This window comes from Blastococcus goldschmidtiae (genome assembly GCF_031845325.1).
Lineage (GTDB): Bacteria > Actinomycetota > Actinomycetes > Mycobacteriales > Geodermatophilaceae > Blastococcus > Blastococcus goldschmidtiae.
Genome location: NZ_JAVREI010000007.1, coordinates 148,871 through 174,606, shown reverse-complemented (window position 1 = coordinate 174,606; position 25,736 = coordinate 148,871). Strand labels below are relative to the sequence as shown.

At 67.7% G+C, this 25,736-nt stretch carries 16 protein-coding genes; 10 read left to right on the top strand and 6 right to left on the bottom strand.

From position 1 onward, the window contains the following. Nucleotides 1-27: 27 nt before the first annotated feature. A complete protein-coding gene (locus RM425_RS12235) occupies nt 28-1,062 on the top strand; it encodes an NAD(P)-dependent alcohol dehydrogenase (RefSeq protein ID WP_311345484.1) in 1,035 nt (344 codons plus the stop codon). A gap of 41 nt (nt 1,063-1,103) precedes the next feature. On the opposite strand, the gene RM425_RS12230 is transcribed toward RM425_RS12235, so the two are convergent. From RM425_RS12230 to RM425_RS12215, 4 genes are all read right to left on the bottom strand, one after another. After that, entirely contained in the window at nt 1,104-1,586 is a 483-nt protein-coding gene (locus RM425_RS12230; RefSeq protein ID WP_311345483.1) for a hemerythrin domain-containing protein, read from the bottom strand. Beyond that, nucleotides 1,583-2,518, bottom strand: coding sequence for a Rieske 2Fe-2S domain-containing protein (locus RM425_RS12225; RefSeq protein WP_311345482.1), 936 nt, complete (start codon nt 2,516-2,518; stop codon nt 1,583-1,585). The genes RM425_RS12230 and RM425_RS12225 overlap by 4 nt, the downstream gene beginning before the upstream one ends. 178 nt (nt 2,519-2,696) lie before the next feature. Then, nucleotides 2,697-5,969 (bottom strand): acetyl-CoA carboxylase family protein, encoded by a 3,273-nt coding sequence (locus RM425_RS12220; RefSeq protein ID WP_311345481.1) that lies wholly within the window; start codon nt 5,967-5,969, stop codon nt 2,697-2,699. 187 nt (nt 5,970-6,156) lie between these two features. Next, nucleotides 6,157-6,321 (bottom strand): hypothetical protein, encoded by a 165-nt coding sequence (locus tag RM425_RS12215; protein WP_311345480.1) that lies wholly within the window; start codon nt 6,319-6,321, stop codon nt 6,157-6,159. Between the two features lie 187 nt (nt 6,322-6,508). Between RM425_RS12215 and RM425_RS12210 the strand changes: the two genes are divergently transcribed. After that, nucleotides 6,509-7,939, top strand: coding sequence for an ADP-ribosylglycohydrolase family protein (locus tag RM425_RS12210; protein ID WP_311345479.1), 1,431 nt, complete (start codon nt 6,509-6,511; stop codon nt 7,937-7,939). A gap of 783 nt (nt 7,940-8,722) precedes the next feature. Here RM425_RS12210 and RM425_RS12205 read toward each other — a convergent pair. Then, on the bottom strand, nt 8,723-10,879 hold the full coding sequence (locus tag RM425_RS12205; protein WP_311345478.1) for a DUF262 domain-containing protein: 2,157 nt from the start codon (nt 10,877-10,879) through the stop codon (nt 8,723-8,725). 144 nt (nt 10,880-11,023) lie between these two features. Further along, nucleotides 11,024-12,178 (bottom strand): DNA cytosine methyltransferase, encoded by a 1,155-nt coding sequence (locus RM425_RS12200; RefSeq protein ID WP_311345477.1) that lies wholly within the window; start codon nt 12,176-12,178, stop codon nt 11,024-11,026. 47 nt (nt 12,179-12,225) lie between these two features. Here RM425_RS12200 and RM425_RS12195 point away from each other — a divergent pair, with 47 nt between their 5' ends. Genes RM425_RS12195 through RM425_RS12160 form a run of 8 tightly spaced genes read left to right on the top strand, consistent with a single transcriptional unit; the run spans nt 12,226 to nt 25,713 of the window. Continuing rightward, complete coding sequence (locus RM425_RS12195) at nt 12,226-12,765, top strand: very short patch repair endonuclease (protein ID WP_311345476.1); 540 nt, start codon at nt 12,226-12,228, stop codon at nt 12,763-12,765. A 2-nt stretch (nt 12,766-12,767) separates the two neighbouring features. After that, nucleotides 12,768-15,557, top strand: coding sequence for a DUF1156 domain-containing protein (locus tag RM425_RS12190; RefSeq protein WP_311345475.1), 2,790 nt, complete (start codon nt 12,768-12,770; stop codon nt 15,555-15,557). A gap of 19 nt (nt 15,558-15,576) precedes the next feature. After that, nucleotides 15,577-18,963 (top strand): Swt1 family HEPN domain-containing protein, encoded by a 3,387-nt coding sequence (locus RM425_RS12185; protein WP_311345474.1) that lies wholly within the window; start codon nt 15,577-15,579, stop codon nt 18,961-18,963. A gap of 47 nt (nt 18,964-19,010) precedes the next feature. Continuing rightward, nucleotides 19,011-20,492 carry an ATP-binding protein gene (locus tag RM425_RS12180; RefSeq protein ID WP_311345511.1) on the top strand — a complete coding sequence of 494 codons (1,482 nt, stop codon included), beginning with the start codon at nt 19,011-19,013 and terminating at the stop codon, nt 20,490-20,492. Next, nucleotides 20,485-21,462: a PD-(D/E)XK motif protein gene (locus RM425_RS12175; protein WP_311345473.1), complete on the top strand. Its 978-nt coding sequence runs from the start codon at nt 20,485-20,487 to the stop codon at nt 21,460-21,462. Before RM425_RS12180 ends, RM425_RS12175 begins: the two co-directional genes overlap by 8 nt. After that, complete coding sequence (locus RM425_RS12170) at nt 21,455-24,517, top strand: Z1 domain-containing protein (protein WP_311345472.1); 3,063 nt, start codon at nt 21,455-21,457, stop codon at nt 24,515-24,517. Before RM425_RS12175 ends, RM425_RS12170 begins: the two co-directional genes overlap by 8 nt. Nucleotides 24,518-24,523: 6 nt before the next feature. Beyond that, nucleotides 24,524-25,114: a hypothetical protein gene (locus tag RM425_RS12165; protein WP_311345471.1), complete on the top strand. Its 591-nt coding sequence runs from the start codon at nt 24,524-24,526 to the stop codon at nt 25,112-25,114. A gap of 47 nt (nt 25,115-25,161) precedes the next feature. Then, nucleotides 25,162-25,713, top strand: a complete 552-nt coding sequence (locus tag RM425_RS12160; protein ID WP_311345470.1) for a hypothetical protein — start codon at nt 25,162-25,164, stop codon at nt 25,711-25,713. Nucleotides 25,714-25,736 lie beyond the last annotated feature (23 nt).

Below are 25,736 nucleotides of genomic sequence, written 5' to 3'. Positions count from 1 at the left end.
GGTGACGTCGTCCTCGGAGGAGTTCGCATGCGCGCTGTTCAGTACCGGTCCGTCGGCAGCGAGCCCGAGGTGGTCGAGATCCCGACGCCGGAGCCGGGCCCGGGTCAGGTGCGGCTGAAGGTGACCGCCGCGGGGCTGTGCCACTCCGACGAGTTCGTGATGAGCCTGCCGGAGGGTGCGTTCCCGCTGCCGATGACGCTCGGGCACGAGGGCGTGGGCGTGGTCGATGCGCTCGGTCCGGGCGCGACCGGGGTGTCGATCGGCGACTCGATGGCCGTGTACGGGGCGTGGGGCTGCGGGCAGTGCCACGCCTGTTCGAAGGGTGCGGAGAACTACTGCCCGCGCGCCTCGGCGCTGGGCATCCAGCCGCCCGGGCTGGGCGCGCCGGGTGCGCTGGCCGAGTACCTGATCGTCGACGACGTCCGGCACCTGGTGCCGCTGGGCGACCTCGACCCGGTGGCCGCGGTGTCGCTGACCGACGCGGGGCTGACGCCGTATCACGCGATCGTCTCCTCGCTCGGCGCGCTGCCGGCCGGTTCGACCGCGGTGGTGATCGGTGTGGGCGGGCTCGGGCACGTGGGCATCCAGATCCTGCGGGCGATCACCGGAGCGACGGTGATCGCACTGGACGTGAGCGAGGAGAAGCTCCAGCTGGCCCGTTCGGTGGGGGCGCACCGCGCGCTGAAGTCGGACGAGTCGGCCGCCGCCTCGATCCGTGAGCTGACCGGCGGGGTGGGCGCGCAGGCCGTCTTCGACTTCGTGGGTGCGCCGCCGACGCTGGAGATCGCCCGGCAGACGGTGGCGATGGACGGAGTCATCCAGATCGTCGGCATCGGCGGCGGAACGCTGCCGACGGGCTTCTTCTCGACGCCGATGGGCGCGACGGTGCGAGCGCCGTACTGGGGCACGCGGGCGGAGCTGTTGGAGGTGCTGGACCTCGCGCGCTGCGGGGCGATCCACGTCGAGGTGGAGCGGTTCACCCTCGACGAGGCGCCGGAGGCCTACCGGCGGTTGCACGAGGGCACGATCCGCGGCCGCGCCGTCGTCGTCCCCGGGGACTGACCCGGCGCCCCCGGCCGGCTCGCACGAGCCGGCTCGGCGGCTCACACCAGGCGGAGCACCGCCCGCTTGAGCCGGACGATCAGCCGCATGCCGCCGCTGTCGGCCAGCTCCCGCTGCCGCTCCTGCAACTGGCGGCCGAGCTCCTCGAGCCGGTCCACGCCGAGCGCGTGCGACTGGGGAAACATGCGCTGCTCCTCCTCCATCGTGTGGTGGCGCAGCGTCTTCTCCAGCATGCGCACCTCGGTCACGAACTCGGGATCGTCGGGTGCGGTGCGCATGACGATGGCCAGCTGGTCGTCGATCTGGCGGTGCTCGGCGTGCGCGAGCGACAGCAGCGGCGAGACGTCGACGACGGCGGGGTAGAACAGCTCGTCCTCGATCTGGGTGTGGATCTCCAGCTCGCGCACGAGCCGGCTGCGCAGCTCCTCGCGCCGGCCGACCTCCTCGCCGGTGGTCTCCGCCAGGTCGCGGAGCAGGCCGCGGAGGACGTCGTGGTGGGCGGTCAGGACCTCGTCGGCCTTCATCGGGATGCCTCCTGGACCGTGGTGAGTGCGGTGGGCGAGCGCCACTCCGCGCGGCGGCGGACCTCGACCCGGCCGTCGCGGACGCGCGCGTCGAAGCAGGGCAGCGGTGCGGTGGACGGCCCCTGGGTGGGTTCGCCGGTGGCGAGGTCGAAGCGCGAGCCGTGCCAGGGGCAGACCAACTCGCCGCGGTGCAGCCAGCCCTCGCCGAGGGGGCCGGCCTGGTGCGGGCAGCGGCCGCCGACGGCCTGGACCGTCCCGCCGGTGGCGACGAGCACCACCGGCATGCCGTCGGCGTCGACCGGCACGGGCTCGCCGTCGGGCAGGTCGGCCACGGCGGCGACGTCCACGAACTGCCGCGGCTCGTAGCTGCGGGCGGCGTGGTCGGTGCCCATCCCGTGCCGGTAGGAGAGGGCGCCGCCGAGCCACGCGCTGGCCAGGGTGATCGCGTACCCGGTGGCGGCGGTGACGCGGGCGCGGACGGCGCGGCCGCGGGCCCGGTCGGCGAGCGACCAGGCGTAGAGGCCGAGCGCGGTGCTGTTCAGGCCGGCGTGCACCAGGCCGACGCGGCGCGCCTGGTCGTGGGCGTGCTGCCAGTCGGTGAGCCCGGTGGCCGCGGAGGCGACGGCGCCGGCCACGCCGAGCTTGACGGCGGTGCGGGCGGCGTCGCCCGCGGCCTTGTTGCGCCCGGTCGCGTCGAGGACGTCGAAGGCGAGGGCTGCGCTCCAGGAGCCGATCGGCACGGTGACCAAGGCCGGGTGCAGGGGGTGGCCGAGCCAGACGCCGTGCAGCAGGTCCTGCAGCGGGCGGGCGTAGCGGCCGGTGAGCAGGAAGGTCAGCGAGACGCCGTGCTCGATCGGGTAGCTCGGCGCATCGAGGATCTCCCAGCGTTCGACGGCCTTCAGCGCCCGTTGGAGCACGCCGCGCACGGTCACGAGTCCACGTCCGGTCGTCGTCCCATGACGAGCACCTGCCCACCGCCCGCATCGTGAAACGACGGCGGTCGCCGGGCGGCCGCATCGCCGGGCGCCGTCCCCCGCTGCCGGGAGTTCCTTCGACGTGGTGCCCGAGCAGCAGGCCCGACAGTGCCGGCCGGGCGACCCGCGAAACCGGTCACCAGGTGTCGACGTTGGGGCGGACCCGCCCCGGTGGCCGCGGGGTGGCCGCCACCTCGCGCGTCAGCGTGGTGATCCAGCGGCGGGTGTCGGCGGGATCGATGACGTCGTCGATCTCCCAGTGGGCGGCGACGTTGAGGCCGTGTCCCCGCTCGTAGGAAGCCGCGACGGCGGCCTCGAACGCGGCCTGCCGCTCGGCGTCGTCCTCGATGGCCTCCAGTTCGCGGCGCATGCCGAGCCGCACCGCGCCCTCCAGGCCCATCGGGCCGAACTCGCTCGACGGCCAGCCGACGGTGAAGCGCGGCACCTTCGTGCTGCCGCCGGCCATGGCCTGCGCGCCGAGGCCGTACGCCTTGCGCACGACCACCGTCCCGATCGGGACCGACAGGTTGGCGCCGACCACGAAGAGCCGGGAGAAGTGGCGGACGGTGGCCGTCTTCTCCGACTCGACGCCGACCATGAAGCCCGGGGTGTCGCAGAGCGAGACGACCGGCAGCCCGTGGGCGTCGCAGAGCTGCAGGAAGCGGGCGGCCTTGTCGGCGGCGTCGGCGTCGATCGCGCCGCCGAGGTGGGTCGGCACGTTGGCGATCACGCCGACCGGCGCGCCCTCGACCCGGGCGAGCGCGGTGATCATCCCCGCGCCCCAGCCGTCGCGGAGTTCGAGCACCGAGTCGACGTCTGCCAGGGCGTGCAGCACGGTGCGCATGTCGTAGACGCGCTTGCGGTTCTCCGGGATCAGGTGGCGGAGCACGCGCGGGTCCGGCGCGGTCCAGTCGGCGACCGGCCCCTGGAAGTAGCCGAGGTACTTCCGGGCCGCGGCGACAGCGGCCGCGTCGTCGGCGACCCGGATGTCGACCACGCCGTTGGCGTGCTGGACGTCGATCGGCCCGATCTCCTCCGGGGAGACCACGCCGAGCCCGCCGCCCTCGATCATCGCCGGGCCGCCCATGCCGATGTTGGCGTCCTCGGTGGCGATGACGACGTCGCAGGTGCCGAGCAGCGCGGCGTTGCCCGCGAAGCAGCGACCGCTGGCGATGCCCACGGTCGGGACGAGCCCGGAGAGCCGGCCGAAGAGGGCGAACGCCGCGGTGTCGAGCGCGGAGGCGGTCGGGTAGTCGGTGTCGCCGGGCCGCCCGCCGCCGCCCTCGGCGAAGAGGACGACGGGCAGCCGCCGCTTCTCCGCCAGCTCGAACAGCCGGTCCTTCTTGAGGTGGCCGCGATGGCCCTGGGTGCCGGCGAGCACGGTGTAGTCGTAGGAGACGACGACCGCCGCGCTGCGCTCGCGGCCGACCAGGTCGCCGTTGACGTCGGCCAGCCCGCCGACGACGCCGTCGGCCGGAGTGCGTTCCTGCAGCTCCTCCCGGCTGCGGCGGCGCTCCTGGGCGGCGAACACCAGCGGCCCGTATTCGAGGAAGCTGCCTTCGTCGACCAGGTCGGCGAGGTTCTCGCGGGCAGTGCGCCGGCCCTTAGCGTGCCGCTTGGCCACCGCCTCGGTGCGGTGGGCGTCCAGGCCTTGCTCGTGGCGCCGTCGCACCTCGGCCAGGTCGGCGCGCGCGGCGTCGAGGTCGTCGGGCAGGCCGGTCGACTCGGCGACGTCGCCGTCGGAGTGCTCGACGGTGGCGAGCACGTCGCCCTGCCGCACCGTGTCGCCCACGCGGACGGCGACGCGGAGGACGGTGCCGCCGGCCGGCAGCGGGACGACGTGCTCCATCTTCATCGCCTCCAGGACGAGCACCGCTCCCCCGGGCTCGACCGTCGTGCCGGCCGGCGCCTCGACGGAGACGACGGTGCCGGGCACCGGTGCACGAAGGGCGTCCTCGTCGGGGTCGAGCTGGATCTGCTCTCGGTATGGCTCCGGGCCGGCGTACTGCTCGGCGGCGGCGACCAGCTGCGCGACGCGGTCGTCGACGAAGGTGGTGGTGGCCCGGCCGGCCAGGACGTCGGGGTCGGCAAGCAGGGCGCGGAGGAAGCCGGTGTTCGTGGCGACGCCGCGGACGTCGACCTCGGCGAGTGCACGACCGAGGTGGCGCATGGCGTCGCCGAGGTCGCCCTGCCGCTCGTGCACGACCACCTTGGCCAGCAGCGAGTCGTAGCGCGGGCTGTGCTCGGCGCCGGGCCGGGCCGCGGTGTCGACCCGCACGCCGGGCCCGCCGGGAAGGGCGAGGTCGCGGATGGTGCCCGCGGACGGGAGCAGGGTGCCGTCGGCGGTGACGGTCTCGGCGTTGACGCGGGCCTGGACCGCGACACCCCGGGGCGCCGGTGCGCCGGCGGCGAGGCCGAGGTCGGCGAGAGTGGCGCCGGTGGCGACGCGCAACTGCAGGCGGACCAGGTCGAGCCCGGTCGTCTCCTCGGTGACGGTGTGCTCCACCTGCAGGCGCGGGTTGCACTCGAGGAAGACGTAGCGCTCGGCGTCGTCGGCGGAGACGAGGAACTCGACGGTGGCGAGGCCGCGCAGCCCCACCTCCGCGGTCAGCCGGGCGGCCGCGGCGTGCAGCCGGACGCGCACGTCGTCGGGCAGGTCGGGTGCCGGGGCGATCTCGACGATCTTCTGGCGGGAGCGCTGCAGGGAGCAGTCCCGGTCACCGAGGACGACGACGTCCCCATGTCCGTCGCCGAGCACTTGGACCTCGATGTGCCGGGCGGGGTCGAGGAAGGCCTCGGCGAGCAGGGTGGCGTCGCCGGATGCCGCGCGCGCCTCCGCCCCGGCGCTGCGGATCGCCGCCGCGACGTCGTCGCCGCGGCGGACGATGCGGGTGCCGCGGCCACCGCCGCCGAAGCGGGGCTTGAGCATGACGGCGCCGGCCTCGGCCAGCAGGCTGCTGACGGTGTCGACGTCCACACCTGACCCGACGCCGGCCAGCACGGGGATGCCCGCCTTCTCCGCGAGTCCGCGCGCGAGCACCTTGTCGCCGAGCGTCGCCAGGACCGGCGCGCTGGGCCCGACGAAGAGGAGCGGAGCGCCGCGCCGCTGCCCGGCGTCCGCACAGGCCTGGGCGAGGTCGGGGCTCTCCGAGAGGAAGCCGTAGCCGGGGTGGAGCAGGTCGCAGCCGGTAGCGACGGCGGCCTGCGCGACCGCGGCGGCGTCGAGGTAGGCGGCCGGGCCGCTGCCCGGAAGGACGTAGGTCTCGTCGGCGGCGGCGAGGTGGGCGGCGTCTGGCTCGTCGGACGCGGTGACGGCGACGGTCGTAATGCCCTCGGCCGCCGCGGCGCGGGCGATGCGGACGGCGATCTCTCCGCGGTTGGCGATCAGCAGACGGGAAGGAGCGGCCACCCGGCGATGCTCGCACGCGGCCCTGACACTGCTGTGACGGCGGTCACCAGCTCATCGGCGGTGAGCAATCCTCGCGCACGCGCCGCTGTCTGACGACCGGCCACGCCACCTCCGCGACAGAGCGGGACGGGGACGGCGTGCGCACCACGCCGTCCTCCGCCTCCGCGTCGCGTTGGAATGGGGTCGGTCAGCGCGCCCGCTGGTCGTCGGGCCGGGGGCGGTGCGCCCGGCCCGGCTGGTCGAGGGGCTCCATCCGCTGGGTCACCTCGAGCTCGCCCGTGTCCGGGGAGGTGTGCCGGCCGAGGCCGGGCATCCGGAATTCGGCCGTCTCGTCGAGCAGGTGCTTGGCCACGCCACCGTTCCTTCCATGGAGGTTTTCGTCAGCGTACGAAGCGATCGCCGCATGTCGGGGGAACTCGCGGCAAACGCCCACGTCGGCTGGGACGGACGGGACAACTGAGCCGATCCGTGTCGCGCCGGGGCTGCCGGAGAGGTGCCGAGGGATGCTGTGGCGGGTCCGCCGTCCTCGAGGAGTGTCCGTGCCGCAGTCCATGCACCGCAGCCACCGCGTCGCCGGCGCGCTCGTCGGCTCGGCCGTCGGTGACGCGCTCGGGGCGCCGTTCGAGTTCGGCCCGCCGGGGGCCTTCTCCGCGCGCTTCCCGGTGCCGGCGCGCGGGTCGAAGACGGAGATGTGCGGCGGCGGGTCGCTGGGCTGGGAGCCGGGCGAGTTCACCGACGACACCCAGATGGCCCTGATGGTGGCGTCGTCGCTGGTGTCGTCCGGCGGGCTGGACCTGGCGGACGTGTTCGACCGGTTCTCGCAGTGGGCGGCGGCCGGGCCGCCGGACATCGGCAACCAGACCCGAGCCGTGCTGGGCTCAGGGTTGCCGTGGTCCTCGGCTGCGGCCGAGCACTTCGCGCGGTTGGGACACGCAGCGGGCAACGGCTCGCTGATGCGGACGACGCCGGCGGCGATCTGGTTCTCCCGCTCCGGGACGGCGGCGTCGATGGACGCCGCCCGGCGAATCTCGGCGCTGACGCATGGTGACCCGGCGGCCGGTGAGGGTTGCGCCATCTTCCATGAGCTGATGCGGGTGGCGCTGGACGGCGGGGACCTGCTGGCGGCCGTTCCGTCGGCGCTGGAGCTGGTGGCCGAGGAGCACCGGGAGCGGTGGGCTTCCGTGCTGGCTGAGGACTGGACGCCGGCTGACGCCACGGAGTCGAACGGCGCGGTGTGGCCGACGCTGGGGCAGGCGGTGTGGGCGCTGCGGAACGGGCGCGACTTCGCCGAGGTGCTGCGGCTGGTGATCGACCTGGGCGGCGACACCGACACGGTCGCGTGCGTGGCCGGCGGGCTGGCCGGGGCGGTGTTCGGCATGGGCGGGATCCCGAGTCGGTGGGCGTCGGTGGTGCACGGCCGGGTGCCTGGGCTTTCCGACAAGCTGTGGCGGCTGGCGGACCTGCAGCAGCTGGCGGCGGCGTTGGACGGCGCGGCGCAGCAGAGCTACGACCCGGGCGTGATCCCGCGGATCGGGCCGGCGGAGGTGCTGCCGGGCATCTGGGCGGCCAACCTGGACGGGGCGCGGTACAGCGAGAAGGACTTCGCCGTCATCTCGCTGTGCCGGCTGGGCGAGCCCTTCGAGCACGAGCTGCAGCGGATGGCGTACGTCGCCGACAACGAGCACAACAGCGACCTGGACGTCGTACTGGCCGACGTCCTCGACGACATGGCAGCGCTGCGCGCCGAGGGCCACCGGCTGCTGGTGCACTGCCACGGCGGCGCGTCGCGGACCGGACTGGTGCTGCGAGCCTGGCTGATGCGCACCGAGGGCATGACGGCCGACGAGGCGACGGCTCACGTCGCCGCCCGCTGGCCCCACCTCGGCCTGTGGAACGCCAGCTTCACTACGACCCTTGACCGAATGCGCGCGAGATCAGAGGCCGAGACGCCTCGTATGACGGAGGAATAGCCACCGCAGAGCTCACATTGACGCGAGCGCGAGCCCGGCAACTCGGTGTACTGGCAACTAATTGACGGGTGGTCACCTCAACCAGTAGCCCGATCTGGTGCTGCCGTCACGTCTGCTGGATATTCGTCACTCCTTCATGGTGATGTGTCCTCGTCGGACGCTTCGGGAGGGCAGCATGGCGCGTTCCATTAACGGCTGGTTCCAGGATCACTCCGATTCATCGCTGGGAGACCACCTGGACGACGAGGTCGTGGAGCGTCCGGCACCGTGGGACTTGCAGGCGGCCGGCACGTCGACGACTCGCTCGCAACGCCGCCGGGCCAGCGTCGCTGCATCTCGAGGTGTTCGCAGGACCGCCGGTTCCGCGGCCAAGCAGACGGCTCGCGTTCCCGTGTCCCGCAGCAAGACCCCCACGGCGCAGCAGCCTGCCCGCGCTCGCCGAGCGAAACGACCGAGCGCTGCTGAGGAGCTCGAGGCGACGATTCGCCGCCTCGCGAAGGCCAACCCCGGTGTCAGCTACAAGCGCCTCGCGCGCCACCTGCGGGGGAACGGCCTGAACGTGACAAGAGCACAAGTAGCTCAGGTGCTCGCCCACCCCCATTCGTTCTGGAAGCGCAAGGCGACTCCTGTGCCGCCGCCTCGCAAACCCGCCATGGTGTTCCGCGTCTCGGCAGCAGCGCAGAGAAGCCGAATTGAACCGACGACAGATCTCTGTCCGTCGTGTGGCGTACGAGCGAGCCTGACCGCTACCTGCCGCTGCTCGTAGGCTGGTGTGCCGACGGCTCAGGCGCCCGGCACGAAGGTCACCCGTTGCTCCTGCAGATCGACCATCGAAGCCTTCCACCCAGCGTCGCGGATGGCTCGACCAAGCGCGGTCCCCTCGTAGCCGTACCAGTGCGGCATGTGCAGTCGGGCCGACGGCGGTAGTGGGATACCGAGGACTTCTTCGACCTCTTCGAAGGTCAGCGGAATCTCGTCGGCGTCCTGGGCCCGCAGCCACTCCCACAGCTTCCGATACTTCCCCGTGTGCGACGGCACGCTCGAATCGTCCACTTCCTCGTCGACAGCCTCCGCAGGCTCTGCCCCCGCCTCCTCAGGCGACACAGCGGAGGCATCTGCGGGTGAAGGGCTGTCGGGGCGCGGCCACAGGGTCAGCACCCTTTCAGTCAGCGCGGTCGTGCGGGCACGGATGTCGTCCTCAGTCCACGCTTCGTGGTGCTGCGTCACGAGCTTTGCGTTGAGTTTCAGGGCGCTGTGCTCGAGCAGGTAGTCACGTTTACCCTTTCCGTCGTCGCGAGTCCACGGCCGGTTGGAGAGCGCCGGGTTGAGCCCCCCGCTCACCAGGGTCAGGTTTCCGAGCACATGAAGCAGTCGGTCGCGCGCGATCGCGCCCGCCAGATCATCCGGGGACAGCGGCCAGTTCTCCCGCCACTTCTGCGGAAGGATGTGCTCGACCGTGAGCTCTCGTGGCGCTGGCTGCCCTTCTCCGTACGCGGTCCGCAGATCGTCCTCAAGCGCCTCCAGGAGCATCCGGACTCGCGCGCGCACCAGCGACGTGTACACCGGAGCCGTCGCCAGGGATTCCCTTATCAGCTCGTCGCGGGGCCAGAGTCGGGAGTCCGCCGTCTGCTCAACCAGGAACCTCTCCGTCCGGTCCCCGGCGTCCGCTGGCCCAGCTTCATCGAGCGCCCTCAACAGCTCGAGCACTACCAGGTTGACGTTCTTGCCGGTCAACCGGGCCAAAGTTCGACGTACTAGCCAGGACTCGATGGCGTTGAGCGCCTTGTCCCGTTGCTCGAGAGGCAACTCCTCTGCGGACCACCGCATCAGCCACAGGAACACCGGCATGACCGATCGTGTGTCCAGCGCACGGATCACCCGGTAGTAGAACCGGGCGGGAGCCGACCCGGCCGGCAATGAGTCGAGGCTGGAGAAGACCGCTGCGTCCGCGGCCACCTCCGCCAGCAGCTCGGGCAGCTCGCGCGCCCTCGAAGCGGCGACCTGGTCCCGGAAGTCGATGAAGATGCGATCGGCCGGAACCTCCCGAAGCAGCTTCATGACTAGCCAGTAGTTCAGGAAGACGTCGATGCGGGGGCGGTACAACCGCCCCTGAGCCGTTAGTTCGCGCCAATAGTCCTCATCGAGCGGACGCCAGTACTGCTTGTACAGGCTGGCGACGTCAAGCTGCTGGATCTGCGCCGTCTGGAAGAGCAGGTTCTTTACCAGGTCCGCGGCGAGAAGCCGGGATCCCCTGTGGTTGAGGGTCTCGAAGATGACCTGAGCGTTGTCCCCCGGCTCGAGGTCGATCACGACCAGCTTGAGATGCGCGTGCAGCGCCTGCGCCAGTGCCTTCAGCCGCGCCGCCACCTTGTCCGGATCGCCGGCCGGCTCACACCACTCAGTGATCTGATCGACGAAGAACGAATGAGCTCTTGCGATGCGCGAGGTGGCCAGCTCGGGCGTGACGACTGAATCGTTGGTCATTGCCGCCCTAAAGGCGTCCTGGTCCCGGTCGGTGGGCCAGACCTTGAAGACCTCGTCGGGGGACTGCGTCACCTGCGGCTGATTGAGCACGAGAACTTTCAGCGTCTCGGCGTCCAGTGGGGCACCGTGCTTCTCGGTCACCTCTTGGGCGGCGTCGAGCAGCAGCTGGAGGGTGGTCAGCCGCTGCTGCCCGTCGATGACGTGACGCACCTGAATGAAGCCCGATGGGTTCGACTGCTGGTCGACGACGATGGCGCCGAGGAAGTGAGGCGACACCGGAGGAGCTCCGTATCCGGACGGCGTCTCCAGCACCTTCTCGGCGAGTGCTCGCACGTCGTCCCAGAGCGGCGCCCACTGCTCCGCTTGATCCCAGACGTAGCGCCGCTGGAAGAGCGGAACGACGTAGCGGATGTGGCTCCCGAAGATTGCCGCGGGTGTGTGCGTCTGGGCCTGCATGTCAGCTCCTCCGTGATGGGACCGGACAGGAACAGCGCCCCACCCGAAGCACGCGTCGGCTGCGAGTCCCCGTGGGTTCGGATCTCACCACGGAACCCCCCGCGGCGACAGAGTGCCGCCGGTTCGTGGGGCCGCAACCAAGCCTCAGGCCACCAGCGGCCGCGTCTCCGCGCCGCCGTCGGGTCGGGACAGGCGCATCGCCTCGGCCAGGTGGTTGGCGATGGCTCGCCCCAGAGGGATCGGAACGGCGTTACCGATCTGGCGGGCGATGGCTGTCTTCGACCCCACCCACCGGTGGGTCTTCGGGAAGCCCTGAATCAACGCCGCCTCGTAGTGCGTGAGCGCGCGGTCCTCGGTCGGGTGCAGGTACCGACCCTTCTCCGGCTTGAAGAACTCGGTCCGGATGGTGACGGACGGTTTGTCCCACCGGAGCCGGCCCATCACGTCCGCCGACCCCCTCTTGTGCTTCTGCCAGCACGGGGGAAGCAAGTTCTCCGGAATGTCGAACCGATTTCCCCCCGGAGGAATGGAACGGATTCGAGCCATAGACGTCGCCGAGTAGGTACGGCCGACGTGCAGCTCGGTGGTCAAGAAGGGGCCCGGCCGGACCCGGCCCCCGACAGTCTTGCTGCGCTCCGGAAGCTCCGTCGAAGCCACTTGGGGACGAACCCGCTTGAGCACCGCCGACAGAGGCACGTGCCGCCCGGCGTGCGTCTTCGAGGGAAGTCCGGGGGCGGGTAGGTCTCGGTGATGCCCGATCAGGATGGTTCGTCGGCGAGCCTGCGCGGCGCCGAAGTCTGCCGCGTTCAGCACGGCAGCCTCGAACGCGTAGTCGGCCAGCAGTCCGCCGACTCCGGTGGCCTCTCGGAGATCTCCGAACTGCTCCGACGCGAGGAAGGCGCCGACGTTCTCGAGGACGAAGTACTTGGGAGCCGCCCGAACGATGGTCTGTGCGTAGTCCCGCCACAGCGCGTTTCGCGCGTCCTCCGCGTCCTGCTTTCCCAGGGTCGAGAATCCCTGACACGGCGGACCGCCGATGACGACGTCGACGGAGGGAACCTCACAGGTCGCCAACCACTCCCCGATCGGTCCCACGTGCACGATGTCGCCGAACGTCGCGGCATAGCTGGCCGCCGCGGCCGCGTCCATCTCCACGGCCTGCACCGTCTGAAACGGACCGGACGCGTGGAATCCCTCGGTCATCCCGCCAGCGCCGCTGAAGAGATCCAGTACCGTCGCCCGCAGTGTCGGGTCCTCGTCGGCAGTGACAAGGGACGGCGAGGACGACGCAAGCTGCACGGGCGGAGGCTAGCCGGCCCCACCGACGATCCCAGGCCGACAGACCGATGACGACCGAACCTTCACGTCCGAGCGGGCGACCGACGCCGTCAGATCCGTCGGTCACCGCCCGAATGTCGCGTCAAGCTCGCCGGGACACAGCGCCCGAGGTGGCGCTTCGCCGTGAACTCCATAGGAGAGGCCTGCGCTTTCGCGTCGACTGGCCGCTGCCCAGGATGCCGCGGCGAAGAGCGGACATCGCGTTCACCCGCAGCCACGTGGCCGTCTTCGTCGACGGGTGCTTCTGGCACTCCTGCCCGGAACACCGAACCGCGCCCGCAGCCAACAGCGCGTGGTGGGCCACGAAGCTGGACACCAACGTGCGCCGAGACCAGGCCACCAACGAGCACCTCGCCGCGCTCGGATGGACCGTCCTTCGGTTCTGGGAGCATGAGGATCCGCTATTGGCCGCCGATGCTGTAGCGGCTGCTGTACGCCCACCGGCGGCCATAGGTCATCCCAGCGGGCGAGGCGGCTGCCACGAAACGCCGCCGCCTGCTACGAAGGTCACGAGCAGTACCGAGACAGCAACGGACAGGATCCAGTGACAGTGACGCAGCGCCGAAAGCTCATCGAGGTCGCCCTGCCTCTCGAGGCGATCAACAGGGAGTCAGCGCGGGAAAAGTCAGTCCGTCACGGACATCCGGCCACCATGCACTTGTGGTGGTCCCGCAAGCCTTTGGCGACGGCTCGGGCGGTCATTTTCGCTCAACTGGTCGACGATCCGGGTACTACAGCAGAAGCACGCGCCATCGTCGACGAAGGCGAGCGCACTAGGTGGGTCAACGCTGAACGCGCTCGCCTTTTTCGATTGATCGAAAGATTGGTCACCTGGGAGAACTCGAACAACCAGCAAGTCCTCGACGAAGCGCGACGAGAAATCGCCCGCTCGACAACTGGACAGCCGCCAACAATATTCGATCCATTTGCGGGTGGAGGAGCTATTCCACTCGAAGCCCAGCGGCTCGGACTCAGGGCGCGAGCAGCCGATCTAAATCCCGTCGCAGTACTTCTTAACAAGGCACTGATCGAGATTCCGTCAAGATTCCCGAACAAGGCTCCCGTTTTTCCCGGTATCTCAGATAGCAAGATGGGCGACTGGCCGGGCGCAGCCGGTCTCGCGGAAGACGTCCGCCTCTATGCGGCGTGGATAAGCACCCAAGTCGCCAAGCGGGTCAGAGAATTGTACCCGGATATTAGACTACCCGACGGTTCGACGGCCAGGGTTATCGCTTGGATATGGGCGAGAACGGTCACGTGCCCGAATCCAGCGTGTAATGTCACGATGCCGCTCACTAGTAAATGGTGGCTCGGGAAGAAGCCAGGAAAGGAAGCCTATGTAGTTCCCGTGGTCGACGAAAAGAGAATCGCTTACACCATCGGGACAGATCCGAAGCATGGACCGGACAAAGACTCGGACGGGACCATGAATCGGACCGGTGCCGTCTGCGTGGCGTGCAAGTCCGTCGCTCCCATCGAATACATCCGAGCGGAAGGCCAGTCCGGCCGCCTAGGCAGCGATCTCATCGCAACAGTCGCCGAAGGGCCTCGGCGTCGGATTTACCTCCCACCGACGGAAGATCAGGCACAAGCGGCTCGGGTTGACCGGCCGAGCACCCTCCCCGCGGGAATCATTGCCGACAATCCGCGGTGGTTTTCTACTCCCGCCTTCGGCATGAAGAGCTTTGTCGACCTGTTTACCAATCGACAGCTCGTCACCCTGACGACCTTTGCAAGCAGCATCCAGGACGTACGAGCGAAGGTTCTTTCAGACGCTAGAGCAGCTGGGATGACGGACGGTGCCGGACTTGAAGGCGGCGGTTCCGACGCATTCGCTTACGCAGATGCTATCGCCACCTTCCTCGCCTTCGCCGTGAGCAGGTTAACTTCCACCAATTCATCACTTTCGCGGTGGAACCCTGCCCCATCGAAAGAGAGCGTCACGGACACGTTCGGGCGGCAGGCGTTACCAATGGTTTGGGAGTACGCCGAAGGCAATCCGTGGATTGCTGGCCCCTGTAATTTCGAGTGGAGCGCCTTGTGGGTGAGTCGCAGCATCGACCGACTCCCTACGTCTCCGGCTGGCCAGGCCGTTCAGGCCGATGCAGCTTCGACAGAAATCGGTGGGCTCATATCGACCGACCCGCCCTACTATGACAATATCGGCTATTCCGATCTGTCGGACTACTTCTATGTTTGGCTACGCACCATGCTGCGGGAGATCTATCCCGAGATGCTCAGCACATTGCTCGTTCCCAAGGCGGAAGAATTAGTCGCAAACCCGTATCGGCGAGGCGGCAAGGAAGCGGCGAAGAGCTTCTTCGAGTCAGGATTCAAGGAGGTATTCAGACGCGCTCGACTCAGCGCGTCGGAAGAGTTCCCGATCACCGTCTACTACGCATTCAAGCAAACGGAGTCTACGGAAAACGGCGAGGTCTCGACCGGGTGGGAGACCTTGTTGGAAGGCATGCTTCGAAGCGGATGGCAGATAACCGCAACATGGCCAATGCGATCGGAGCGCACGGGTCGAATGACAAGCGTCGGAGCGAACACGCTTGCATCGTCCATCGTTCTCGCCCTACGCCCCCGCCCCGATCACGCCCCGGTTATCGATCGCCGCGGTTTTACCGCAAGTTTGCGAAATGGCCTACCCGAAAGACTGAGGGCGCTACAGCAGGGCTCGATCGCGCCGGTGGACCTGCCGCAGGCAGCGATTGGTCCGGGGATGGCCGTCTTCTCAAGCTATTCCAAGGTAGTTGAGGCTGGAGGTGCGACGATGTCCATCCGGTCTGCTTTGCAGATCATCAATCAAGTTCTGGGAGAGGTTCTCTCGGCCCAGGAGGGGGACTTCGACTCGGCGACCCGTTGGTGTGTGAAATGGTTTGAGTCCTACGGCTTCGCCCCTGGCCCCTATGGGGAGGCTGAAACTCTCGCCTCTGCCTACAACACGTCCGTGGCAGGACTGGGCCGCTCCGGCGCCCTCAGCTCGCGCGGAGGCAAGGTCCAGCTGTTCGACCCGGCCGCCCTTGGTGGCGGCTACGACCCGCGTACCGACGACCACATCACTCTGTGGGAGGTGATCGTCCACCTCGCCAAGGCCTTAGATGAGGAGGGACTCGATGCCGCGGGCTTGATCATGGCCAGGGCGGCCACGCGCATCGACCTGGACGCGGCGAAAGAGCTGGCGTACCTCATGTTCTCCATCGCAGAGAAGAAGCGATGGTCGGGCGTCGCCCAGCTGTTCAACCTGCTCGCGGCGTCCTGGGCGGACGTTGTGGACGCTGCGCGACGCACGGCCGACGACGCCAGCGAGCAACTCGTGCTCGACGCGGCGTACTGACATGGAGCACTGAAACCACATGGCAATAAGCAACCGCGACCGGGTCGGGCGTGCACTGGAGCTGTTGTCGGCCGGGCTGGACCAGTTCATCGCTCGGGCGGTCGCCGAACGGGTACCCGTGGGGGCGGACTGGACCGCGCTGCTCGCCGCCAAGGACGCCGGTAAGGGGATCGGCGGCAAAACCTACGAGCGAGCCGACGTCCAGAACCAGCTCCGCATCCTCACGGAAACCGTTGTTCCTGGTTGGTTCCCGTTCGATGCGTTCCTCTCGCGGGCGGAGAAATCCCTGGCCAGCGAGCTGCGGGACGTCCGGGACAAGTGGGCGCACCAGAAGCCGTTTTCCGCCGACGACACGTACCGAGCCCTGGACACGGCGGAGCGCCTACTCCGAGCCGCAGGTGCGGTGCACGAGGCGGACGAGAGCCGTTTGCTCCGAGTGGACCTCCAGCGACGGGAGTACGACACCGAGGTCGCGCGCGCAGCCCGAACGCACACCGCCGTCGCCGGTTTCGAGTCGCAAGGGCTTCCGCCGTGGCGCGACGTCCTGACGCCCCACCCGGACGTGGCCGCCGGTCGCTACGCGACGTCGGAGTTTGCCGCGGACCTGCATCAGGTGGCGTTCGGCAACGACAACGGAACGAACGATGCCGGGGAGGAGTACCGGGACCCCGTCGAATTCTTCCGCCGCACGTATCTCACCGACGGGCTGAAGGACCTCCTCCGGCGCGCGGCCGCTCGTCTGTCGGGTGACATGGCCGCCGATCCGGTCATCAACTTGCAGACCAACTTCGGCGGCGGCAAGACGCACTCGATGCTTGCCGTATGGCACCTGGTGTCCGGACATGCGATCGCCGACTATCCGCAGGACGTCCAGGAGCTGCTCCAGGGAGTGGCGATCGCAGGCCGGAAGAAGGTCAGCCGGGTTGCACTCGCCGGCCACGAGATCGCCCCGAACCTGCCCATCCGTACGGAAGACGGCGTCGAGGTCAACACACTGTGGGGCGAGCTTGCCTGGCAGCTCGGGGGACGGGACGCCTACGACATGCTGGCTGAGGCCGACCGGACCGCGACGAACCCCGGCGCTGCACTGAAGAAGCTGCTGGCCGCCTACTCCCCTTGCGTCATCCTCGTCGACGAGTGGGTTGCATACGCGCGCGGCCTATATACGCGAGACGATCTGCGCGGTGGCACGTTCGACACCCAGTTCACGTTCGCCCAGACCCTCACCGGGGCTGCCGCAGCAACTCCAGGCGCATTGCTTTTGGTCTCCATCCCGGCCTCCGACGTCCGCGCCGATCACGACGGTCGCGACGCCTCCGACCTGGAGATCGGTGGCGCCCACGGGCGCGAGGCACTCGAGCGACTGCAGAACGTCATCGGGCGGACTTCTTACGAGTGGAGGCCGGCGTCCGCGCAGGAGTCCTTCGAGATCGTCCGCCGGAGGCTGTTCGTCGACCCAGACGGAGATAGCCGGGCGAAGATCGCCGTCACTGCTCAGCGCTTCGTGGAGTTCTACCGGTCCCACCACGGAGAGTTCCCGAAGGAGACGACGGACAACGACTACGTCAGCCGCATCAAGTCCGCCTACCCGATTCACCCCGAGTTGTTCGACCGCTTGTACGAGGACTGGTCGAGCTTGGATCGCTTCCAGCGAACGCGCGGCGTCCTGCGGCTGATGAGCGCGGTCGTGCACACCCTGAGCAGCAGCGACGACCCGTCACCGTTGATCATGCCGGGAACAGTTCCGCTCGACTCCGGTGGCGTCCGGAATGAGGTCTCGAAGTACCTCGAGGACAGCTGGGCGCCGATTCTGGATGCCGATGTCGACGGGGACACGTCCACTCCGGTACGCATCGACGCCGACCGCCCCCTGTTCGGAAAGCGTGCGCTCACGCGCCGGATCGCCCGTGCGCTCTTCCTCGGGTCCGCAGCCACCCTGCGCAGCGCGCACAAGGGGATCGAGCGTCAACGTCTCTTCCTGGGCGTGGCGCAGCCCGGCGACACGGTCGGCAACTTCGGGTCCGCCCTCCAGCTCCTGACCGACAACGCGACATATCTCTACAGCGACAGCGAGCGGTACTGGTACGACGTCCAGCCCTCGCTGAACCGCAAAGCGGCCGAGTACGCGGCCGGGCTCACGCCGGAGGACGTCTGGAACGAGATCGTGACCCGCATCGGTCGGACCGAGAAGGCCCAACCGGGCCAGTTCACCGCCGTAGAGGTCGCCCCCGAGAGTTCCGGGGAAGTGTCCGAGCCGGAGGGCGTCCGCCTCGTCGTCCTCCACCCCCGCTTCACGCACTCCGGCAAGGGAACGGACTCCGCCGCCTACCGGTTCGTTGACGAGCTCATCACGTCACGAGGCACGGCACCGCGGGAACGCCGGAATCTGATCGTGGCCCTGGCGGCCGACACGCAGCGCTACGCCGAGCTGGAGTCCGCCGTGCGGAACCACCTTGCGTGGCGACACCTCGTCGGTCGCATCAACGAACTCGACCTGACCCAGCAGCAGGCGGCTGTGGTCCGGCGACGCTCGGAGGAGACGAACCGCGTCGTCGACCAGCGGGTTCCGACGACCTACATCTGGGTGATGTATCCGGAGCAGCCCGACGGGGCCAAGCCGCTGGTCGTCCGCGCACTGAAGGTGGAGGGGGCGGAGCACCGTCTGGCCGTGCGCACCTCCGCGCGGTTGATCAAGGAGCAGCTGCTCCTGACCGCGATCGGCGCCCAGAACATCCGCCTCGCGCTCGACAACCCACTGCGCCGCACCTGGAACGACGGGCGCGTGTCTGTCCACGACCTATGGGAGTTTTATCAGCGCCACCCGTACCTGGACCGGCTGCGGAATCGTCGCGTGCTCGAGGAAGGCATCCGATCCGCGCTCGACGAGTTGGACTGGGAAGGTGCAGCCTTCGCCCTCGCCGAGAGCTACGACAAGGGCACCGGCGACTTCGGCGGGCTGATTCTGCCGGGCCCGGATGCGCACATCGCCACCATCACGGACACCACCCTCCTGGTGGCTCCGCACCTGGCTACAGCGCAGCACGAGCGCGAGTCGAGAAAGCCCGGGCCAGATCTTCCGGGTGGTGGAAGTGGGCCGGCGCCATCGCCCGGCTTGGGCGGGCAGGCACTCCCTCCGCTGCCGGGGAACAAGCAGCCCGCAACGATCTCGAACGTGCGCTACCAGGCGCGCCTCTCCGTCAAACCGGACGGGGACGTCGCCGCAAAGCTGCGTGAGGTGGTCGAGGAGATGTTGAATCATCTCGTCGCCGCAGGCCCCGATGCACTCGACATCACCCTGTCGGTCAGAGCCGAACGCATCGACGGCTTCGACCAGCGGACGGTCCGGACGGTGACGGAGAACGGGGCTCAGCTGGGATTCGTCGGCAATCGCTTCGAGGACGGGTGATGTCCGCACTGTCGGCTCCGCGCGCAACCAGTCTCCGGCCCGTGGAGATGGACATCGCGCTCGTCAACAGCATCGGCCTGCACCACTCGCTCGCCACTGCGGTTGCCGACCTGGTCGACAACTCCCTGGACGCCACTGCTGGGGCGATTCGGATCCGGTTTCTGCTCGACGGCGTGGCGCCTGTAGCCCTTCAGGTCATCGACGACGGGTACGGCATGGACAGCCTGACCATCGACAAGGCGATGACCTATGCGGGACGCCGGGACTACCACGACACCGACCTCGGGCACTTCGGCGTAGGCCTCAAGGCGGCGTCGCTGAGCCAGGCCAACGCGGTGCTCGTGTACTCACGTGCCTACGGCGCCAGCGCCGTCGGCCGGATGCTCGTGCGAGAAGGCGACATGGCCTCCCCTCGGGTCGGCGAACTTTCAGCCGGCGATGCCGAGAAAAGCCTCGCCGAGGCACGCTTTGACTTCGCCGGCGGCAGCGGAACGATCGTCGAGTGGCGGGACGTCCGCACGTTCCCTGCCACGACGGACACGAGTGAGCAGATGCGCTGGCTTGAAGCAGCCGTGCGCGACGTCCGGAGTCACCTCGGCCTCGTCTTGCACAGGCTGCTGGACGCAGAGGGGCCGCACGTCTTCATCGACTCGCAGAACCTCCGTACCGGTGAACTCAGTGCAGCTAGAGCCATCGCGCCGATCGATCCGTTCGGGTACCGGCATTCGGGAGAGCCGGGGTTTCCCGCCGAGCTAAGCCTGGAGATGCCCGACGGGTCGGAGCCTGTATCCGCACGTGCTCACGTTTGGCCGGCCCGGTCCCAGGACCCAGGCTTCAAGCTGGGGGGGCGCCCCGGTGAGGACGCCCAGGGCTTCTTCGTGTACCGGCGCAACCGACTACTGCAAGGGGGAGGTTGGTGCGATCTGTGGGGGCCCAGGCCGGAGTGGGGGCTCGCTCGTGTGGAGCTGGATCTGGGGCCTACCGCAGATGCGCACGTAACTATCAATCCAGAGAAATCCGGCATCACGTTCTCGAGCGACCTGCGTCGAGCACTGGAGAGGGCGAGTTGCGCAGGCACAGGGCTGACCTTCACGGACTACTTGCAGCGTGCCGCCGGCGAGGAGAAGCGCAGCCGCCAGCGTCAACGCCGGCCGATCGCCGTCGTCGAGCCCCGCGGAGGGCTCCCCGCCGCTGTGCTCGACGCCTATGAAGCTGCAGTCGAGTTCCGGCCGGGCACGTCTGCCGTCGACATCGTGTGGCGCACTCTGCCCCCGGGTCAGGTCTTCGAGATCGATCGCGAGGACGACGTCCTCGCGCTGAACCTCCGATACCGCAAGGTGCTGGTGGGCGGGCCCAGTCTCGACACGGACGACGCTCCCGTGCTGAAGACGCTCTTACACCTGCTGCTCAACCGATACTTCGAAGGCTCGTTCATGGGCATCAAAGAACGGCGGGAGATCGAGGCGTGGCAAACCCTTCTGCTTGCGGCTGTCACCGCTCAGACCGAACGGGAGCAGGGACGTGCGTGACGACGACCGTGAACACCTGACCGCGGAGACGCTCGAGACGTACTTCGGCGCGAACGTCGTCGTGAATCTGCGTCTGGCTGACGAGCCTGAATGTCACCTGCGTATCGACCCCTCGGTGCAGCGCCTGCAACTCTGGACCCCGGCCGCCGGACCAGAACCGGACGTCACCGCCATGGATCGCGTCTCGGTCACCACGGAGCAGGTGGATCGCGGGACCTGGTTCGTCCTCGAAGTCGACGCGGCGGGCTCGCATTACGAGGCCTATTCGCTCATCGCGGCTGTCGTCGACGATCTGACCGCTGGCCGTCTGCTGCACGTCGCAATGGCCAGATCGGTCGAAAGCTTCAAGGAGCTGCTCGCCAATCGTCAACGGCTGAGCGAGGAGAAGACCATCGGGCTCCTCGGGGAGCTCCTGCTCCTGGACTCCGTGATCGACCTACTGGGCGAGACTTCAGCAGTTCTTGCGTGGGTCGGGCCCGACTCGGAGGAACACGACTTCGTCCTGGCCGACGTGGACGCAGAGGTCAAGACGACGCTGAGCGAGCGACGAATCCACAGGATCGGCACCGAGACTCAACTTCAACCGAGCCCCCACCGACCCCTCTGGCTGGTCTCCATCCAGCTCACTCGCGCCGGCGACGCCGGCGACGGCTTCGGCCTGTCTGACGTCGTCGGTCGGGTACGGACGCGCATCCAAGCTCAGACTGATGCCTTCGCGGGACATCTACGCAGCGTCGGATGGCGGGATGGCGATGCAGATCTCTACAGGGAGCGGTATCTCCTCCGCAGCAGGCCGGCCGCCTACTTCGTCGACGAAGCCTTTCCCGCTCTGACCCGACGGCGGATCGACGGCGTAGTTCCGCAGCCGGAACTTGTCACCACCGTCTCCTACCGTGTCGACGTCTCAAGTCTCGTTCCCGGCTCGCCTCCGGGCGCGCTCGCCCCGTTCGTTGGAGGCAGTAGTGAGTGAAGCCGTGGGTCTTGTCCCGGCGTTGAAAAGCCTGGACGGAGAGGCGCCGTCGGGTCTGCTCGACACAGTCAACTTCTTCCTGAAGAAGGCCCGTGCCGACAAGCTCGACGAGTCCGTTTTGGTCGAAGCACTGGCAACGCCGGACGTCAACAACCAGGCCCGCGTTCGCTTCCAGCTGCTGATCAGCCGATGGGACGCTGATTCATCGAGTAGCTGGGCTACCAAGACCACCGCCCACAGCGCGGACCGTCGCTTGTCCATCTACGACCTTCTCGAGATCGGCGACGACTCCCGCGAGCGCCTGGATGAGGTGTATCCACGGGACCCCGGAGCCATCGTTATCGAGGGTGGGGATGGGGACTGGGATCCCTGGTACGACGCCGGACGCCAGTCGGAGCGCGACTTCTACTGGAACGCCTACTCCGGCCTTCTCGCGAAGAGCGGATGGAATGCCCAGGCCCTCGGCCGCCTCGACACTGCAACCACGTCTGTCGTGCGCCGGTTGGCCGACCCCACATGGTCGGACCGCTATCAGTCCAAGGGCCTGGTCGTCGGCTACGTGCAGAGCGGCAAGACAGCGAACTTCACCGGAGTACTCGCGAAAGCCGTCGACGCGGGCTATCGCTTGATCATCGTCCTTACAGGCACGGTCGAGATCCTGAGGCGTCAGACCCAGCGGCGCCTTGACATGGAACTCGTCGGCGTCGAGAACATCCTCGGCGGCATCGACGAGGCGGACGCGACGAAGGTTGCGGAGACCGACTACCACCAGGACCAGGACTGGTTGGACGGGAAGTTCCTCCGCCACAACGTGCCCATCTGGACCTTGGACGACGCACCCACGATCCGTCGGCTCAGCACGTACTCCGGTGACTACAAGCGACTCAAGCAGGGCCTCGCCGCGCTGGACTTTCGCGCGGGGCACGAGCTGGCGGACAAGCAGCGCCCGCTGTACGACCCCGTCAATCTCTTCCGCAGCGATGTGCGACTCGCGATCGTGAAGAAGAACAGCACCGTGCTCAAGCGCCTGGTCGACGACCTCGGCGAGATCCACGCTGAGCTCGGCGAGATTCCGACGCTGATCATCGACGACGAAGCCGACCAGGCATCGGTTAACACGAAGAAGCAGAGGAACCCGACGGCTGAAGAGAAGGAACGGACGGCCGTCAACCGACGCATCGCCGACCTGCTGAAGGTCCTGAAACGCGCGCAATACGTCGGGTACACCGCGACACCGTTCGCAAACGTATTCGTGGACCCGGACGACTCCGAGGACATCTTCCCCAAGGACTTCATCGTCACCCTTGACCGACCGCACGGATACATGGGCGCATCCGACTTCCACGACCTCGACGTGGATTTCGGGGGAGAGCCGAAGACCATCCACAACTCGAACGAGAAGGCGTTCGTCCGGGACCTGACCTCCACGAGTGCCGACAAGAGAGTCGCGGAGCTACAGGAAGCGATCGACGCTTTTGTGCTGACCGGCACGATCAAGCTTTACCGTCGGGAGCCGTGCGGGGAGCCGTTCCGGCACCACACCATGCTGGTCCATGAATCGGTCAAGATGGCGGATCACGCGGCACTAGCCGACGAGATCCGTGAGCTATGGAAGCAGGCCGGCTACGACACCACTGTGGGGTTGCAGCGGCTGCAGCGGCTCTTCGAGACGGACGTACAGCCGGTGACCGCAGCTCTTCACGGGAGGGCCACACGAACGGCGGACGCCGTAGGTGATCCGGCTCCCGCCATGCTTCCCACGCCGCAGACTTTCGAGGAACTGACTGCCGGCGGTTGGATCGGCAAGGCGCTCGACCTCATCGACGCGGGCACGTCCCCCGTCATCGTGGTGAACGGCGCGGCGGAGAAGGACTATGAGCAGGACGCCCTTGACTTCCAGACGGCGAACGTGTGGAAAATCCTCGTCGGGGGCGCGAAGCTAAGCCGCGGGTTCACAGTCGAAGGGCTGACGATCTCGTACTACACGCGCCGGACGCAACAGGCGGATACCCTCATGCAGATGGGGCGGTGGTTCGGCTTCCGCCGCGGCTACCGGGACTTGGTGCGCCTCTACATCGGCCGAAACGTCCCTGGTCCCCGTACGCAGACGATCGATCTGTACGAGGCGTTCGAGGCTGTCGTGCGAGATGAAGAAGACTTCCGCGCCGAGTTGGCCCGTTACGCCGCCCTAAACGAGGAGACCGGCCAGCCTCAGGTTCGGCCCGAGGATGTCCCGCCGATGGTGTTCCAACAGTTACCGTGGCTGAAGCCCACCGCGTCCAACAAGATGTACAACGCCGAGCTGACCACGCAGGGCGTTGGGGGCCAGCTCCAGGACTTCCCTCGGCAAGCGGAGCGCGAGCAGGGGCAGCACAACGACAAGCATTTCGAGCTCGTGCAGCCACTGCTAGACAGGCTCGAAGACCGCGGACAATTCGAGTACGTCGATCCGACCTCGAACCAGGTGCGGACCTACGACGCTCGCTACGGCATTGTTGACGCAAAGGTGCTCCTCGAGGCAATCTCCGGCTTCAAGTGGACACCGAACTACAAGTTCAGCCCTCACTTGAAGTTCATGGCCTCGGCGATCGCTGAAGGAACCTTGACCGACTTTGCTGTTCTAGTTCCCACGCTCACAGGCGCACCGGAGCATCGCATCGGCAATCGGAAGGAACTGTTCTCGATCCTGAAGCGCGCACGGCGCGGCGGCGGACGCGGCGGGTTCTCAGGCAGCTCATTTCGCCAGCGCGCAGCCGTCGAAACAATCGCAGGCAAACGAGTCGGGTCACCGCTCACGCTCGACACAACCGGCGGTCCGGTCGCGCAGGCGTTGCACACCGCTACACGGGGCGGGCTCCTGTTAACGTTCGCGCTCGACGCCGAGAATCCGGACGTCAAGCCGCAGGATCTGCAGCAGACTCAGGATATCCCTAGTGCCGACATCGCGAGCCTGTTCTCGTACGCGCTCCCCTACTTGTCTGCGCCCAGCGGCCGCATCGGGTTCAAGACTCGAAAGTCAGGCGCCGGGGCGATCATCGACCGTTCTGACTTGTAGGACGGCATGACCTCCAACGCGCTTCGATCTTGGGAGGGCGAGCGACGCGCTCGCCTCAACGAGCTGTACATCGCGCACACCACCGTGGGTGGCTCGGGGCCAGGGCGGCGTACGGCCACAGAGCAGCTCAACTGGTCGCTCGCTATTCGTCTTGCAGGCGAGTTCCAGGGTTTCGCTCGCGATTTGCACGACGAAGCGCTTGACGCCCTCCTTGATCATGTTGGTACACCCACACCAGCGGCACAGAGAATCATCCGGAATCAGTTCACGTTGAATCGGCAGCTCGACAAGGGGAACGCCACACCGAGTGCTCTGCAACAGGATTTCCTTCGTCTCGGGTTCAAACTGCTAGACGACCTTAAGAGTTCATATCGCCGGGCCGAGTCTTGGCTGAAGGCGCTGGAGAACCTCAACGATGCACGAAACGGGATAGCCCACAGCGATTCAAGCAAGATCGCTAAAGCGACAGGAACTGGACGTCTACAGCTCCAGCAAGTCAAAGGATGGGATGCGAGCATGAGAATGACGGCCCGAGCTATCGACGTTGTAACTTCACGCAACATCGCAACGATCACTGCCGGGGGTCCACCATGGTGAGAACATCGGCACCCGACGCGGCCGAGCTCCCCGCCGCAGGTGACGACGTGGAGGTGGACTGGGGTTTAGATACCGTTCGTGGCCGCGTATTGGAGACCTATCTTGGAACGCGCCCGCGAGTCCTGGTCGAGATCTCCGCCGGGCAAGTCGGGGAGGAAGAGGCAACCGTTACGGTGCCAATTGGCGCGGTCCGCCCACTTCCCTCGGCTCATTCAGCTTGGGCTGATTATGCGCGGTACGAGAAGGACGTGGCGGAGGCTGTGACACGCCTCGTGAGCAATCTCCGCCAAGTTGGGCTGAACCAGGAGTCCGCTGGCCGCGAGGTCGACATCCTTGGCGAGACCGCTGACGGTAAGATTTTCGCCATCGAAGTGAAGCGTTCCCCGAAGCCGCTAAGTCCCCACCAAGTGCGGAGCGCTGCCGAACAAGTCAGGGAGTTCAATCGAACTCTCGGTGCCGTTGGTTTCGTCGTGGCGAATCAAGCCCTTCCCGCTTCGTCTCACGAGAGGCACGAAGGCATCCTGTTCGTGCGCTGGCGCGGGAGCGAAGATGATGACGTGTTGGCAGCCGCACTCAGGGAGAGCCTCGAAGAGGCGTAATCAGGTGTCGACCCGCTGGCCAT

What these genes read in the sequence shown, in the direction of transcription:
- RM425_RS12235 (WP_311345484.1), top strand. Translation starts at nt 28, where the DNA reads ATGCGCGCTGTTCAGTACCGGTCCGTCGGCAGCGAGCCCGAGGTGGTC.
- RM425_RS12230 (WP_311345483.1), bottom strand. Translation starts at nt 1,586, where the DNA reads ATGAAGGCCGACGAGGTCCTGACCGCCCACCACGACGTCCTCCGCGGC.
- RM425_RS12205 (WP_311345478.1), bottom strand. Translation starts at nt 10,879, where the DNA reads ATGCAGGCCCAGACGCACACACCCGCGGCAATCTTCGGGAGCCACATC.
- RM425_RS12195 (WP_311345476.1), top strand. Translation starts at nt 12,226, where the DNA reads ATGACGACCGAACCTTCACGTCCGAGCGGGCGACCGACGCCGTCAGAT.
- RM425_RS12185 (WP_311345474.1), top strand. Translation starts at nt 15,577, where the DNA reads ATGGCAATAAGCAACCGCGACCGGGTCGGGCGTGCACTGGAGCTGTTG.
- RM425_RS12180 (WP_311345511.1), top strand. Translation starts at nt 19,011, where the DNA reads ATGGACATCGCGCTCGTCAACAGCATCGGCCTGCACCACTCGCTCGCC.
- RM425_RS12165 (WP_311345471.1), top strand. Translation starts at nt 24,524, where the DNA reads ATGACCTCCAACGCGCTTCGATCTTGGGAGGGCGAGCGACGCGCTCGC.